14 protein-coding genes are annotated in these 14,281 nt (G+C 62.8%); 8 read left to right on the top strand and 6 right to left on the bottom strand.

Going from position 1 to position 14,281, the window contains the following annotated elements; genetic code table 11:
- The 4 genes from AF337_RS22225 (at position 1) to AF337_RS40730 (ending at position 3,646) form a co-directional block, all read left to right on the top strand.
- A complete protein-coding gene (locus AF337_RS22225; RefSeq protein ID WP_049733834.1) occupies positions 1–1,497 on the top strand; it encodes a glycosyltransferase family 39 protein in 1,497 nt (498 codons plus the stop codon).
- On the top strand, positions 1,498–2,982 hold the full coding sequence (locus AF337_RS22220) for an ArnT family glycosyltransferase (RefSeq protein ID WP_049733833.1): 1,485 nt from the start codon (positions 1,498–1,500) through the stop codon (positions 2,980–2,982). It begins immediately after the preceding gene.
- A 106-nt stretch (positions 2,983–3,088) separates the two neighbouring features.
- The gene (locus AF337_RS22215; protein ID WP_049733832.1) at positions 3,089–3,340 is read left to right on the top strand and encodes a ribbon-helix-helix domain-containing protein; all 252 of its coding nucleotides are present in this window, start codon (positions 3,089–3,091) and stop codon (positions 3,338–3,340) included.
- A gap of 105 nt (positions 3,341–3,445) precedes the next feature.
- Positions 3,446–3,646 (top strand): type II toxin-antitoxin system RelE/ParE family toxin, encoded by a 201-nt coding sequence (locus tag AF337_RS40730; RefSeq protein WP_244471298.1) that lies wholly within the window; start codon positions 3,446–3,448, stop codon positions 3,644–3,646.
- A 97-nt stretch (positions 3,647–3,743) separates the two neighbouring features.
- On the opposite strand, the gene AF337_RS22210 is transcribed toward AF337_RS40730, so the two are convergent.
- A complete protein-coding gene (locus AF337_RS22210; protein WP_049733831.1) occupies positions 3,744–5,111 on the bottom strand; it encodes an aspartate aminotransferase family protein in 1,368 nt (455 codons plus the stop codon).
- Positions 5,112–5,191: 80 nt separating this feature from the next.
- Between AF337_RS22210 and AF337_RS22205 the strand changes: the two genes are divergently transcribed.
- Positions 5,192–6,544, top strand: a complete 1,353-nt coding sequence (locus tag AF337_RS22205) for a glutamine synthetase family protein (protein WP_049733830.1) — start codon at positions 5,192–5,194, stop codon at positions 6,542–6,544.
- 19 nt (positions 6,545–6,563) lie between these two features.
- Here the strand turns inward: AF337_RS22205 and AF337_RS22200 are convergent, their stop codons facing one another.
- Positions 6,564–7,508: a diacylglycerol/lipid kinase family protein gene (locus AF337_RS22200; protein WP_049733829.1), complete on the bottom strand. Its 945-nt coding sequence runs from the start codon at positions 7,506–7,508 to the stop codon at positions 6,564–6,566.
- Between the two features lie 300 nt (positions 7,509–7,808).
- Between AF337_RS22200 and AF337_RS22195 the strand changes: the two genes are divergently transcribed.
- Positions 7,809–9,035, top strand: coding sequence for an MFS transporter (locus AF337_RS22195; RefSeq protein ID WP_049733828.1), 1,227 nt, complete (start codon positions 7,809–7,811; stop codon positions 9,033–9,035).
- A gap of 263 nt (positions 9,036–9,298) precedes the next feature.
- On the top strand, positions 9,299–10,672 hold the full coding sequence (gene mgtE, locus AF337_RS22190; protein ID WP_049733827.1) for a magnesium transporter: 1,374 nt from the start codon (positions 9,299–9,301) through the stop codon (positions 10,670–10,672).
- A gap of 109 nt (positions 10,673–10,781) precedes the next feature.
- Here mgtE and AF337_RS22185 read toward each other — a convergent pair whose 3' ends face one another.
- A complete protein-coding gene (locus AF337_RS22185) occupies positions 10,782–11,303 on the bottom strand; it encodes an Lrp/AsnC family transcriptional regulator (protein ID WP_193393652.1) in 522 nt (173 codons plus the stop codon).
- A gap of 95 nt (positions 11,304–11,398) precedes the next feature.
- On the opposite strand from AF337_RS22185, the gene AF337_RS22180 reads away from it, so the two are divergent.
- Entirely contained in the window at positions 11,399–12,304 is a 906-nt protein-coding gene (locus tag AF337_RS22180; protein WP_049733826.1) for a DMT family transporter, read from the top strand.
- A gap of 82 nt (positions 12,305–12,386) precedes the next feature.
- On the opposite strand, the gene AF337_RS22175 is transcribed toward AF337_RS22180, so the two are convergent.
- From AF337_RS22175 to AF337_RS22165, 3 genes are all read right to left on the bottom strand, one after another.
- Complete coding sequence (locus AF337_RS22175; protein WP_049733825.1) at positions 12,387–13,001, bottom strand: L,D-transpeptidase; 615 nt, start codon at positions 12,999–13,001, stop codon at positions 12,387–12,389.
- A gap of 118 nt (positions 13,002–13,119) precedes the next feature.
- The gene (locus AF337_RS22170; protein WP_152971157.1) at positions 13,120–13,779 is read right to left on the bottom strand and encodes a hypothetical protein; all 660 of its coding nucleotides are present in this window, start codon (positions 13,777–13,779) and stop codon (positions 13,120–13,122) included.
- 5 nt (positions 13,780–13,784) lie between these two features.
- On the bottom strand, positions 13,785–14,281 hold a 497-nt coding region (locus AF337_RS22165; RefSeq protein WP_193393651.1), incomplete at its 5' end, for a 4Fe-4S dicluster domain-containing protein.

Raw genomic sequence — 14,281 nt, 5'->3', positions numbered from 1 at the left:
ATGCTGGAGCGCGCGACGAGGACGATCAAAACCGCGGGTCTGCTGCTTGCGGCCTATTTCGTGCTCAACATCGTGCTGCGCATCGCGCTTCCGCATTCGCTGGAGCTCGACGAGGCCGAGCAATCCTTCTTCTCGCAATATCTGCTGGCGGGCTACGGCCCGCAGCCGCCCTTCTACAACTGGATGCAATATGCCGTCGTTTCAGTGACCGGCATGTCGATCGGCGCGCTGATCGTGCCGAAGAACATCCTGCTGTTCCTCTCCTATCTCTTTTATGGCCTTGCCGGGCGGCGTGTACTGAAGGACGAGGCGCTTGCCGCCGTCGCCATGCTGTCGCTGATCACCCTGCCCCAGGTCTCCTATATGGCCCAGCAGGATCTGACCCATACGACGGCACTGCTCTTTGCCAGTTCGCTGTTTCTCTACGGCTTTTTCCGCACGCTCGATCGACCGGATATCGGCAGCTATCTCCTGCTCGGGCTTGCCACAGGCATCGGGCTGATCTCGAAATATAATTTCGCGCTGATGCCGGCCGCCGCCTTGATCGCCATCCTGCCGGATGCCGAATGGCGGCGCAGGGCGCTCGACTGGCGCATGCTGGCGGCGATCGCCGTTGCGCTCGTCATCGTCCTGCCGCACGCGATCTGGCTACGGGACAATCTCGCATTCGCCTCCTCCGATACTCTGGTCAAGATGGCCGCCGGCAACGAACCGGCCGGCATCGCGCGAGCCGGCAAAGGCTTCATCGCCTTTGTCGTCGCCATCATCGCCTTTGCGGCGCTGCCGGTCGCCATCTTCGCCGCCACCTTCCGCCGGGATTTTGTCCGTGCCTTTTCGGCCGGAAGCCGCTGGACCGGGATGATGGAGCGGATGATGCTCTCAAGCCTTGCCGGCATCGTTCTCATCGTCCTCTTCACCGGCTCCACCACCGTGCGCGAGCGCTGGCTCGACCCGTTCCTGCTGGTGCTGCCGATCTATTTCCTGGCAAAGATGCAGGCTGCCGGCATCGACCCTTCCGCCGGGCTGCGCCGCCTCAGGCCGGTGCTGCCGGTGCTGATGGCCTGCGTGCTCGTCGCACTCGGCCTGCGTGTCGTCGGCGCCGGGCTGATCGGCGTCTACGCCAGGCCGAACGTGCCGATGGCGGGGCTTTCCCGCGAGATGACGCGACAAGGGGAGCCGGCGCTGGTGATCGCCTCGGACACCTATGTCGGCGGAAACATGCGGCTGCAATTTCCCGGCGTGCCCGTGGTGATCCCGGATTTCCCGGCACCGGGCATTCCCGCCTTTGCCGAGGCGAAGGGGCCGGTGCTGATCGTCTGGCGCGGCAAGAAGACGGCGACGGCCGCGGATGCGATCATGCCGGAGCGGTTTTCATCGGCGCTGACGGCGGCTGATATCGTGCCGCAGGAGATCGGCTCGTTGTCGCTTCCCTATTATTTCGGCCGCCAGGGCGACAATTTCGCGCTCGGCTACGCCTGGGTTCGGCGGGAGAGATAGATGACCGAGACCAACAGCCGCGACATCCGCTGGATTTTCGTCCTGCTGGCCGCCTATTTCGTGCTTCAGATCGGCGTGCGGCTGGCAACCTCGCATTCGCTCGATCTCGACGAGGCCGAACAGGCCTTCCGCTCGCAATGGCTTGCCGCCGGTTACGGCCCGCAGCCACCCTTCTACAACTGGCTGCAATATACCGTCTTCCAATTTACTGGCGTCTCGCTTGCCGCGCTTTCTCTCGTAAAGAACCTTCTGCTGTTCACTTCCTACCTGCTCTACGGTCTGACCGCGCGTCTTCTCCTGCGCGACAAGGCGCTGGTGGCGATATCAACACTCGGGCTGCTGACGATCCCGCAGATGGCTTTCGAAATGCAGCGCGACCTCACCCACACCGTCGCCGTGTTCTTCTCGGCCAGCATCTTCTTCTACGGCTTCATCCGCAGCCTGAAGCAGCCGAGCCTTGCCTCCTATCTGGTCGCCGGCATCGGCATCGGTTTCGGCCTGCTGGCCAAATATAATTTCGCGATCCTGCCGGCGGCAGCGCTGATTGCCGCGCTGGCGGATGCGCGCCTGCGGGAGCGGATCTTCGATTGGCGACTGGTGCTGACGGCTGTCGTGGCGCTCGTCATCGTCCTGCCGCATCTCTTTTGGCTGAAGGACAATCTCGATTTCGCCACCGCCCGCACGCTGGAGAAGATGACCGCGAGCGGCGATGCGAGCTATCTCATGCAGGTCACCATGGGGGTCAGCTCACTTGCTCTCGCCACCATCAGCTTTGCCGGATTGACGGTGGCGGTCTTTGCCATCGTCTTCGGCAAGGGCCTTCGTCCGGCGCTGACTGCCGGCTCGGAATGGACGCGGCTCATCGAGCGGATGATGCTGGTCTTCCTCATCGGCATTCTGTTTCTGATCGTCTTCGGCGGTGCGGCCGGCATCAAGGATCGCTGGCTGGTGCCGATGCTCTTCATCCTGCCGCTCTATTTCTGCCTGAAGATCGAGGCCGCCGGTGTCACGACAGGCCGGGCTTTCCGGCGTTTCATGATCGCCGTCGCCATCATCATGATCGGCGTGCCGGCCGCCCTCTATGGCAGTGTCGCCACCGCACGCTTCACCGGCCATTACGAACGATTGAACAGGCCCTATGCCACGATGCTGGAAAACCTGCGCAAACAGGCCGAGCCGGCGGCAATCCTTGCCGGCGACAGCCTGCTTGCCGGCAATCTCAGGCAGGATATTCCCGGCGTGCCGGTCCTCTCCGTCGATTATCCCGGCTTCCACCCGGATCTTGCCGGCGGGCGCCCACTTCTCCTCGTCTGGCTGATACCGCCGAAGGGGGGCAACGAAGCGCTTCCGCCTGATATGGCTCAATGGCTCCAAGTCAATCTCGGCGCCTCCGCGCCTGAGGGATTGGTGATTGACGTGCCCTATTTCTATCAGCGCGGCGAGGACCACTATCGTTTCGGCTATGCCTGGGTCGGCCAGCCTTGAGCTCAACATCAGGCGCATTGCCTTTGGCAAGATAGCCTCCCCCGATGCGGTCGGTATTGCAAAAGTATTGTATTTTGCCACATATTAAAGGGTAAGGAGTCATCACATGGCACGCGCAAAGACTTTTTCCCTTGGCGATACCTATGACGGGATTCTATCGGATCTTGTCCGGAATGGCCGGTTCGGCACAGAAACTGAAGCCGTGCGGGCCGGCATCCGTATGCTCGCCGACCACGAACTGAAAATAGAGGCGCTGCGCAGGGACATTCAGACGGCCGACTCCGAGATTGAAGCGGGCCTCGGCAAGGAATACGCAACCGGCGCGGATATCCTCGAAGACGTCATGAACGAAAGCTAAGGCCATTCAACCGAAGCGCCTGATTATCGCGCCATCCGCCATCAAGGATCTACGCAATATCCGGCGCTATATCGCCGAGAGAGCCCCTATTACGCGCGGGAGTTTCTGGATGACCTGACCGCAAAGATCGCGTGGATCGCCGAAGTGGACTTCACCGGATCTCCTCGCGACCACATCGCGGAAGGCGTGCGCGGCCTGCCATACCGGAACCGCTGTATCTACTATCGCTCCTATCACGACCGCATCGTGATCCTACGCGTGAAACACGGCGCGGAGGATATCAAGCCACAGGATTTCGATTTCTAGGCCCGAGGAATTCCCTGGACAACAAGCCGCTACGATCATTTCCGTCGTCGGAACCGGCTCTGCCTATGCCCAGGTCGACCGGTCGCTCCAAGTGAAATCACGATTTCAGCTCCTTCCAGGCCAAGTCCAGCGCCAGCCTGGTAATCCTTGCCATCTCATCCACCTCGGCATGGCTGATCACAAGCGGTGGCGAGGCGAGCATGCGGTCGCCGGTGGCGCGCAGCACGAGGCCGTTGGCGAGCGCATGGTTGCGCACCAGCGCACCGACCCGATCGGGCTTGTCATAACGCGTGCGCGTGCTCTTGTCGGCGGCCAGCTGCAGGGCGCCCATCAGGCCGATGCTGACGGCCTCGCCGACCAGATCGTGGTCGGCGAGGGCTGCCCAGGCCTTGCCGAAATAGGGGCCGATATCATCACGCACGCGTTCGACCAGCTTCTCCTCCTCGATGATGCGCAGGTTTTCGAGGGCGGCGGCCGCGCAGACCGGATGGCCGGAATAGGTGAAGCCGTGATTGAACTCGCCGACCTCGTTGATCAGCACATCGGCGATGCGGTTGCTGACCAGAACGCCGCCGATCGGCAGGTAGCCGGAGGACAGCCCCTTGGCGATCGGCGCCAGATCGGGCTCGACGCCGAAATGCTGGTGGCCGAACCAGGCGCCCAACCGGCCGAAACCGCAGATCACCTCGTCGGTTACCAGCAGGATATTGCGCGCCTTGCAGATACGGGCGATCTCCGGCCAGTAGGTCTCCGGCGGAATGATGACGCCGGCAGCGCCCTGCACCGGCTCGGCGACGAAGGCGGCGACATTCTCCTCGCCGAGCTCGTCAATCTTCGCTTCGAGTTCGCGGGCGACCTTGAGGCCGAATTCATCAGGCGAGAGATCGCCGCCCTCGCCGTACCAATAGGGTTGGCCGATATGGACGATGCCTGATATCGGCAGGTCGCCCTGCTCGTGCATGTATTTCATGCCGCCGAGGCTGGCACCGGCGACGGTCGAGCCGTGATAACCGTTCTTTCTCGCAATCACGATCTTCTTCGACGGTTTGCCGACGGCGCTCCAGTAGACGCGGGCCATGCGGAACCAGGTGTCGTTCGCCTCCGAGCCGGAGCCGGTGAAGAAGATATGATTGAAACGCTCACCGGCATGGGAGGTGACCTTTTGGGCCAGCAGCGTCGCCGGCGCCGAGCTCGTGCCGAAGAAGGTATTGTAATAGGGGAGTTCGTTCATCTGCCTTGCGACGGCCTCGGTGATCTCCCGGCGGCCATAACCGATATTGACGCACCAGAGGCCGGCGAAACCATCGAGATATTTCCTGCCGTGGTTGTCGAAGATATGGACGCCCTCGCCGCGCTGGATGATACGCGTGCCATCGGCATTCAGCTTCTTCATGTCGGCGAAGGGATGCAGGTGATGCGCGGCGTCGATCGCGGCAAGGTTCGAGGGTGGGGAAGTATCGGGCATAAGGTGAGGACCCTCGCGGATTGAAAGGCTGCTATCGATGGGATAGGAGCTTGGCCTTGTCCCGGAGGATTTTCAAGGTCATGGCGAGCGACAGGATGGACGGCAAGGCCGAGGGCGGCGACCCGCGTTTCGAAATCCTGATCGTCGGCATGAACGGCGAGCTGCGCGGCAAGCAGCTTCCTTCAGGCGCAGAAGACAAGATCTGGGCCGGCGACATCCGCCTGCCGACATCGACGCAGTCGCTTGACATCTGGGGCGACGACAATGACGACATTACCGGCCTGTCGCTGACGATCGGCGATCCTGATGGCAAGGTCATCCCCGACCGGCGCAGCCTGGCGCCGATGCCCTGGGCGCCGGAGGGCTCGATGCAGGTGCTTGCCACCATGCATGAATTCGACGGCAGCCCGAGCTTCATGGATCCGCGCGCCATCCTCGCATCGGTGGTGGAGCGCTATGCGGTACTCGGCCTGACGCCAGTGGTGGCCACCGAGCTGGAATTCTACGTGATGTCGGGCGACTGGCGCGAAACCGGCCGCCCCTCCCCGCCGGAAAGCCTTACCTATCGCGGCGAACCGAACGGTTTTCAGCTCTATGACATGAGCGCCGTCGATGCGCTCGACGGCTATCTCGGGACGCTGAGGACCTATGCGAAGGCGCAAGGACTGCCGGCGGATGCGACGACGGCGGAGTTCGGCCCGGGCCAGTTCGAAGTCAATCTCATGCACCGACCCGATGCGCTGGCCGCCGCCGACGATTGCCTCTACCTCAAGCGCATCGCCGAGCAGGCGGCGCGCCGCCACGGGCTGAAATCGACCTGCATGGCAAAACCCTATTCCGATCATGCCGGTTCCGGCCTGCATGTGCATGCGAGCATCATCGACGCCCAAGGCCGCAACATCCTAGATGCCAAAGGCGGCGCGCCGACGCTGTTGAAATCGGTCACGGCAGGCCTGCTCGACAGCATGCGGGAAGCGCAGTTGGTCTTTGCCCCCTTCGCCAATTCCTACCGCCGCTTCCAGCCGGGCTCGTTCGCACCAGTCGATCTGACCTGGGGCAGCGGCCATCGCGGCACGGCGATCCGCATACCCGATAAGGACGGGCCGGCCGCCCGCATCGAGCACCGCGTCGCCGGCGCCGATGCCAATCCCTACCTGTTGCTCGCGGCGATCCTCGGCGGCATGCTCCTCGGCCTCGACGGCGAACTCGACCCCGGCGAAGAAACGACGCCCTCGTTTACGCCTGCGAATACGGCGCGGCTGACACATGATTTCCTCAGCGCCGTCGAGACCTTCCGCGCCTCACCCTTCATCGCCGATATCTTCGGCGCACGCTACCAGGCGCTTTATGGCGACACCAAGCGCAAGGAAGCGCTGGCGCATCTGCGCGCGGTTTCAGATTTCGACTACCGCACTTATCTGCCGCGGCTCTGAAGCTTATGCCGCAGCCGACTTACGCAGCCGGCTCGCGTCGTTCGGCCGCATCGACCTGAGCGGCGAGACCCTGCTTGACGAGAACCTTCAATTCGCCCGGATGCAGCCGGATCGAGACGTCGCGCTGGAGCGGCAACAGCTCGCCATCCATCACACAATTGGCCTTGGAGCGCAGTTTCGGGAAATGCAGGTGCACCTCGGCCGGGTGCATCACCATGACATCGGCATTTTCGCGGACCTTGCCGCGCAGCATGTCGATGGCGAGGCGGGCGACGCCGACGGGTTTCAGCGGATTTGCCGTATAGAAGCCGAGTTCGCCGCTTGTCAGATTGTCGGCGTATAGCAGCGCGTTCTCGCCGAAGGGATTGTTGGAGACGGAGATTGCCGACACCCGGCGGCGCTCGCGCATGCCGGCCGCTTCGAATTCGACCTCGAATTCCGGCGGGTTGAAGATGACGCCCAGGGCTGCCTTTGTGCTCGCCCGGATTTTGCCTAGCCTGGAGCGATAGCTGTAGGCGTTGCGGTAACGCACCATGCGGGCATGCAGGCCGGCGGAAAACTGGTGGATGAAGGGCCGGCCGTTGGCGCTGGCGATATCGACATTATCGATCTCGCCTGATGCAAGCACATCGAGCGCCTGCCAGATATCGAGCGGCACGCGCAGCGAGCGGGCAAAGAGGTTCATCGTGCCGGCCGGCACGACACCAAGGGCAATGCCGTTTTTCCAGGCGATCGATGCCGCCGCCGAAATCGTGCCGTCGCCGCCGCCGGCGACGATGCCGTCGATATCGTCGCGCTTGGCCGCCCGCTCCATGGCGGGAATGATCTCCTTGCCGGAGAAGACGATGGCGTCGAAATCGTGCCCTGCTTCGCGGAATGCCTCCTCCGCCCTCTTTTCGTAGGCCAGCATGTCGGTGGTCCTGAAGGTGCCGCCGTCGCGATTGAAAAAGCCTACAAGCTTCATGAGGGCTCCCGTCCTTGGCGCGGAAATGCTCCTGCCTTTGCCCTGAGATGGTTGCGGCATTGGCGATTTCAAGCGCATCCACCTTTCCGCCAGAATATCAGAAATGCAAATATTGCAACGGACATATGCACATAGCAGGACGCTGCACTGCGAAAAATGCACTCGACGCCCGATGGTACATCAGGGATAGATCACATATCGGAGAGATCGTCTCCACCTCCCGCCATATCCACGATCGCCTCGCGGCCGCGCTTGCGCCGCAGGCCATTGCCAAGCAGAAAACCGTCTCGAGGAGCTCTCATGAGTGAGATCGCCATCAATGATTCCATCGGTAGCCAGGATGAAGGGCTGCCGTCGGCAACGACAGTGGCGCTGGTCCAACTGGCGCTCGCCTGCGGCGGCTTCGGTATCGGCACCGGTGAATTCGCGATCATGGGACTATTGCCGAATGTCGCCGACACTTTCTCGGTGACGACGCCGCAGGCCGGCTATGTGATCAGCGCCTATGCGCTCGGCGTCGTCGTGGGGGCGCCCGTCATTGCCGTGCTCGCCGCCAAGATGGCGCGCCGCACGCTGCTCCTGACACTGATGCTGGTCTTTGCCGTCGGAAATATATCAAGCGCCATGGCGCCGACCTTCGAATCCTTCACCGTCCTGCGCTTCGTTACCGGACTGCCGCACGGCGCCTATTTCGGCGTCGCCGCCCTGGTCGCCGCCTCGATGGTGCCGATACACCGCCGCGCCCGTGCCGTCGGCCGCGTCATGCTCGGCCTCACCGTCGCGACTCTTCTCGGCACGCCGCTGACGACATTCTTCGGCCAGTCGCTCGACTGGCAGGTGGCGTTCTGGTCGGTCGGCATCGTCGGCCTGCTGACGGTGGCGCTGATCTGGTTCTACGTTCCCAAGGACAAGGTTTCCGAAGGGGCAAGCTTCCTGCGCGAACTCGGCGCCTTCCGCCGGCCGCAGGTGTGGCTGACGCTCGGCATCGCCGCCGTCGGCTATGGCGGCATGTTTGCGATGTTCAGCTATATCGCCTCGACGACCACTCAAGTGGCGATGCTGCCGGAAACGGCCGTTCCGGTCATGCTGGTGCTTTTCGGCGTCGGCATGAATGCCGGCAATTTCATCGGTTCGTGGCTCGCCGACAAATCGCTGCTCGGCACGATCGGCGGCTCGCTCGTCTATAATATCGCCGTGCTGACCACCTTCTCGCTGACCGCCGCCAATCCCTATATGCTCGGCCTCTCGGTCTTCCTGGTCGGCTGCGGTTTTGCCGCCGGCCCGGCGCTGCAGACGCGGCTGATGGATGTCGCCGCCGATGCACAGACGCTTGCGGCCGCTTCCAACCATTCCGCCTTCAACATCGCCAATGCGATCGGCGCCTGGCTTGGCGGTCTCGTCATCGCCTGGGGCTACGGTTTTGCGGCGACCGGTTATGTCGGCGCGGCACTGTCTTTCCTCGGCCTCTTTGTCTTCGCAGCCTCCGTGCGGCTGGAGCGCCGCAGCCGGAGCACGCAGGCCGCGTAAAGCATCTCCACCCGCAATGCGCGGGGGTGCGACATTCTGGCGTTAAGCATTTACCCCGCTTGACTTTTTTTTCGTGCGGGACCACCTAGCATTCACGTGGACGGCACTCGTCTTCCACGGATTTCAACGGAGCCATCTTAACGATGCCAAGCGACAGTAGCAGTCGATTGCCCTTGCCGTACGCGGCCCTCGTGCGCTGACCGACTCCTGTCGGCTCGCCCGTTCGGGACGCTACGGCGGATCGACGGAAAGGCGAGCCTCAAATGAATATCAATCGCTTCCCTCTTCGGGCAGGCCATGCCGCCCGTGCCTTCATCAACAACAGCCGCGGCGCAACGATCGCCGAACGCGTCGATGCGTTGAACGCGCTGACCATCCAGGATGCCGGCCGCGTGCTGTCAGGCATGCCGCTCGACTATGCCGTCAACATCCTCGACCGGCCGGAGCTGCGCAACGCCGCGCAGATCCTGGCGCTGATCAGTGCCGAGGATGCCGCACGGCTGCTGCACGGCATGTCCAACGACCGTGTCGCCGACGTGCTGCTCGAACTCGACGGCGAGACCCGGGCCCGGCTGTTTTCCAGCCTCGACGAGCCGGTGCGCATCGCGATCCAGCACCTGATGGGCTATCCGCCGCGCACCGCCGGCGGCATCATGACGACGGAGTTCGTCAGCGTGCCCGACAGCTGGACGGTTGCCCAGACACTCGACCATGTGCGCCAGGTCGAACGCTCGCGCGAGACCGTCTACGCCATCTATGTGCTCGACGAGGTCAGCCATGCCCTCATGCATGTGGTGACGCTGCGCCGCCTCATCACCGGCGAGCCGGAGGCTTCCATCCTCTCGGTGGCGCAGAAGGGCACGCCGGTTTCGGCCGATCCGCTGATGAAGCAGGAGGATGTCGCCCGGCTGATCCGCAAGCACGACCTGCTCGCCCTGCCGGTCACCGACGAACATGGGCAGGTGCTCGGCATCGTCACCGTCGACGACGTGATCGACACGATGATCTCCGACACGACGGAAGCCGCCCAGAGGTTCGGCGGCATGGAGGCGCTCGGCCAGCCCTATATGAAGATCGGCTTTGCCGGCATGATCCGCAAGCGCGCCGGCTGGCTCGCCGCCCTCTTCCTCGGCGAGATGCTGACGGCAAGCGCCATGCAGCATTTCGAAGGCGAGCTGGAAAAGGCCGTGGTGCTGACGCTGTTCATCCCGCTGATCATGAGCTCGGGCGGCAATTCCGGTTCGCAGGCGACGTCGCTGATCATCCGGGCCCTGGCGCTCGGCGAGCTGAAGCTGTCGGACTGGTGGAAGGTGCTGTTGCGCGAACTTCCCACAGGCATTGTGCTCGGCGCGATCCTCGGCCTCGTCGGCTTCATCCGCATCGTCTTCTGGCAGACGGCCGGGCTCTACGACTACGGCCCGCATTGGCAGATGGTCGCCGTCACGGTGTTTGCCGCTCTGATCGGGATCGTCACCTTCGGCTCGATCTGCGGCTCGATGCTGCCGTTCCTGCTGCAGAAGCTCCGGCTCGATCCGGCCAGCGCCTCGGCCCCCTTCGTCGCCACGCTGGTCGACGTCACCGGGCTCGTCATCTACTTCTCGGTGGCGCTGCTGATCCTCAGCGGGACGCTGCTGTAGGGCAAAAAGCTGCCCCTCACCCTAACCCTCTCCCCGTTCTGACGGGGAGAGGGGACGTGCCCTGCGAGAGGCAAGCGAGGGGGCGGCTCCGGGCACCGGGGCCGAGAAATCATCTTCCCTCGGGCAGCTTCAGCGGCCCATGCGTCTTGATGCTGCGGATGGCGAAGTTGGAGCGGATGTCGCTAACATTCGGCAGGGTCAACAGCGTTTCGGTCAGAAGCCGTTCATAGGCGGCGAGGTCCTCCACCACCACTTCGGCGAGGAAATCGGCGGTGCCCGAAATCAGAAAACAGGAGACGATCTCGGGGATGGCGAGCAGCGCCTTCTGCTGCACCTCGGAATTCTCGCGGCTGTGATGGACGACCTTGAGTTCGACGAAGACGGTCAGGCCGAGACCGACTTCCTTGCGGTCGATATCGGCGGTGTAACCGCGGATGATGCCGGAGCGTTCGAGATTGCGGATGCGGCGCAGGCAGGGCGACGGCGAGAGGTTCACCTTCTCGGCGATTTCGACATTGGTGGCCCGCGCATCCTCCTGCAGGCACTTCAGGATGGCAATATCGAATTTATCGAGATTTGGCATTTTCGCGATTCCTGTCGGCATCAATTGGCAGAAGATTGCGCATAGCATGATTTCTGAGCCAGAGATAGCAAGGACATGCCCTGCCCTCCTGATCTAATCTTTTCCTCGACCGGAAGGCTCCGGATGAAGGAAGGGACAGGACGATGAGCACCATTGCATTTACCAACGACAAGTCGCCATCGCAGGCACTGGGTTATACCGGCGGCACCGTGACCGTGCTGATCTGGGCGACATGGTTTCTTGTTACCCGCCACAGCGCCGCAACGCCGCTCGGCTCGATCGATATCGGGCTGATCCGCTTCGGCATTCCGGCGCTGGTGCTTTCGCCGGTCTGGCTGAAGACCGGATTGCTGCCGAAGACCGTGCCGCTGCATCTGCTGGCGATCATGGTGTCCGGTTCGGGTGCCGCCTTCTTCCTGCTGACCACGCTGGCAATCCATTCGACGCCGGCGGCCTCCTCCGGCATTCTGCTGGGCGGCTCGATGCCGCTCGCCGCGGCGCTGATCGGCATTACGCTGTTTGGCGAAAGACCTGATACCACCCGCATCGCCGGGCTCGTCGCGATCGTCGCCGGCGTGCTGATCCTGCTCACCCACAGCCTTGCGGACGCTTCGCTGCCATGGACGAGCTTCCTGCTGCTGCCGGCCGGCGCCGTTCTGTGGGCGAGCTATACACATGCCTTCCGCCGCTCCGGCCTGACGGCCGTGCAGGCGAGCGCGCTGATTGCCGTCTGGTCCTTCCTGATCATGGGCGCGCTTGCCCTCATCTTCGGCATCTCGCTGCCGCAGGCGCCTCTTCCGGAAATCGGCCTGCAGGTGCTGAGCCAGGGCATTCTTTCCGGCCTCGTCGCCATGGTCGCCTACGGCACCGCCGTCAGAACCCTCGGCGGGACGCAGGCCGCCGCCTTCACGGCGCTGACGCCGGTACTGGCGACGCTCGGCGGCGGCTTGCTGCTTGGCGAGGCGGTCGGCCTGACGGAAATCAGCGCCGCCGTGATTACCGGCATCGGCGTTGCGCTCTCCACCGGGATCGCCGCGCAGCGCCGCTGACCGCCAGCCGGGGCCGACAAAAGCCGAAAGCCGCCGTCAGCCATCGCTGCGGCGGCTTTTTCAATGAAGGTGATTTACCAGCTCAAGCCTGGATGACGACGACCCTGGCGCCGACTTCGACGCGACTGTAGAGATCGATCACGTCGTGGTTCATCATGCGGATGCAGCCGCTCGACATGGCAAGACCGATCGATTGCGGCTGGTTGGTGCCGTGAATGCGGAAATGCGTATCGCCGCCGCCGCGATAGAGATACATGGCGCGCGCGCCGAGCGGGTTGTTCGGGCCGCCCGGCATGCCGCCGGCAAGCTTGCGATAGCGCTCTTCGCGGCGCTGCATATTTTCGGTGGGCGTCCAGCTCGGCCACTCCGCCTTGCGGCCGATATAAGCATCACCGGCAAAGGCCAGTCCCTCGCGGCCGACGCCGACGCCGTAACGCACCGCCCTGCCGTCGCCGAGGATATAGTAGGCGCGGCGCGCCGGTGTATCGACGATCACCGTGCCGGCTGAATGGGTGGTTTCATAGGCCACTTCCTGGCGGCGGAGCTCCGGCTTGATCTTGTCGATCGGCACCTGCTTCAGCGGAAATTTCTCATCCGGAAGTGCGGCGTAGTTCGTCTGGCTGTTCAGGCCGGTCGAAGAGCAGCCGGCGACAAACAGCGGCAGAGCGATCAGAAAGCCCCGGCGAGAGATCGTCATGAATGTGTCCTTAGTGCGTCAACATGATGTCGCAAGCTAAGGAGATTATGGTTAATGAAACGCTAAAGGGGCGCGGCAGACGGAGATAACGAAAGCGTTATCGTGTATAGGCTGACCGTTATTTCGTAATATTTTCAATATCGCCCACCAGCACAAGGTACTGATCAGCGGAAAAGTTTTCCCATGTGTCTTGTGGCGTACGATCGAGTTCTGGAGAAACAGCGGAATAGATACCAAAGAATCCATCGGAGAGCTGGTCGCGCCGGGCCATGTAAGCCGCTTTCGAAAGACCGCCTTCGCTTTGCCGAGCCAGGATTTCTTCGCTCTCTACAGACGCAGACCAGACCAGCCGGGTATTCCCGGTACAAATGTCGATAACAGGATTCCAACCGGCGCAACTGCCGACGACAGCATCACCCCGACCCCAGATGTCCCTGCGCAAGAAATCCGAGAGACGCATTTGATCGTGGATGCCATCGGTTGCGACGCGCAGGCATGCAATGTGGATATATTTCTTATCCGGCGGTGGGAGCCGCGACACCTTGATAGTCCGCAGCAGATAGGGCGGCTCCGGGTCGAAGAGAATTTCGAGAAAGGGCCGGTAGCCCCAGAGCCGAGGCACGGGCGCCTCGCTTCCGCCATCCATCCACCAGTCGGGCGGCCCCAGCAATTCCGAGACTTCGCGCATCGTCATGCCACGCGTGAGCGGCCCGAACTCTCCCGTTCGAAGAAAGGGGAGCAAGGAAACCGCCGCAGATTTGAGATGGCGAACGCTCATCCGCCTCACATATTCGGATAGACCGGCCCCTCGCCGCCCTGCGGCGGCACCCAGTTGATGTTCTGGTTGGGGTCCTTGATGTCGCAGGTCTTGCAGTGGACGCAGTTCTGGGCGTTGATGACGAAGGTGTCCTGCCCGTCCTTCTCCACCCATTCGTAGACGCCGGCCGGACAGTAACGGGTCGACGGGCCGGCATAAATATCGTGCTCCGAACGCTTCTGCAGGCCCATGTCCTTGACCTTGAGATGCACCGGCTGGTCCTCCTCGTGATTGGTGTTCGATAGGAACACCGAGGACAGACGGTCGAAGGTCAAGACGCCATCCGGTTTCGGATAGGCGATCGGCTTGTGCTGCGAAGCCGGTTCCAGGCTTTGCGCATCGGTCTTGCCGTGACCAAGCGTGCCGAAGAAAGAAAAGCCGAACAGGGTGTTGGTCCACATGTCGAGGCCGCCGAGCGCCACGCCGAGCGCCGTGCCAAACTTCGACCACAGCGGCTTGACGT

Source organism: Rhizobium ecuadorense, assembly GCF_001187535.1.
GTDB classification, from domain to species: Bacteria; Pseudomonadota; Alphaproteobacteria; order Rhizobiales; family Rhizobiaceae; genus Rhizobium; species Rhizobium ecuadorense.
The sequence above is the reverse complement of the archived record's forward strand: the minus strand, read 5'-3'. Positions and strand labels throughout refer to the sequence as shown.

Excerpts from the sequence above, each read along its gene's own strand:
- AF337_RS22225 (WP_049733834.1), top strand. The coding sequence starts at position 1 with ATGCTGGAGCGCGCGACGAGGACGATCAAAACCGCGGGTCTGCTGCTT.
- AF337_RS22220 (WP_049733833.1), top strand. The coding sequence starts at position 1,498 with ATGACCGAGACCAACAGCCGCGACATCCGCTGGATTTTCGTCCTGCTG.
- AF337_RS22215 (WP_049733832.1), top strand. The coding sequence starts at position 3,089 with ATGGCACGCGCAAAGACTTTTTCCCTTGGCGATACCTATGACGGGATT.
- AF337_RS22210 (WP_049733831.1), bottom strand. The coding sequence starts at position 5,111 with ATGCCCGATACTTCCCCACCCTCGAACCTTGCCGCGATCGACGCCGCG.
- AF337_RS22205 (WP_049733830.1), top strand. The coding sequence starts at position 5,192 with ATGGCGAGCGACAGGATGGACGGCAAGGCCGAGGGCGGCGACCCGCGT.
- AF337_RS22200 (WP_049733829.1), bottom strand. The coding sequence starts at position 7,508 with ATGAAGCTTGTAGGCTTTTTCAATCGCGACGGCGGCACCTTCAGGACC.
- AF337_RS22195 (WP_049733828.1), top strand. The coding sequence starts at position 7,809 with ATGAGTGAGATCGCCATCAATGATTCCATCGGTAGCCAGGATGAAGGG.
- mgtE (WP_049733827.1), top strand. The coding sequence starts at position 9,299 with ATGAATATCAATCGCTTCCCTCTTCGGGCAGGCCATGCCGCCCGTGCC.
- AF337_RS22185 (WP_193393652.1), bottom strand. The coding sequence starts at position 11,303 with ATGCTATGCGCAATCTTCTGCCAATTGATGCCGACAGGAATCGCGAAA.
- AF337_RS22180 (WP_049733826.1), top strand. The coding sequence starts at position 11,399 with ATGAGCACCATTGCATTTACCAACGACAAGTCGCCATCGCAGGCACTG.
- AF337_RS22175 (WP_049733825.1), bottom strand. The coding sequence starts at position 13,001 with ATGACGATCTCTCGCCGGGGCTTTCTGATCGCTCTGCCGCTGTTTGTC.
- AF337_RS22170 (WP_152971157.1), bottom strand. The coding sequence starts at position 13,779 with ATGAGCGTTCGCCATCTCAAATCTGCGGCGGTTTCCTTGCTCCCCTTT.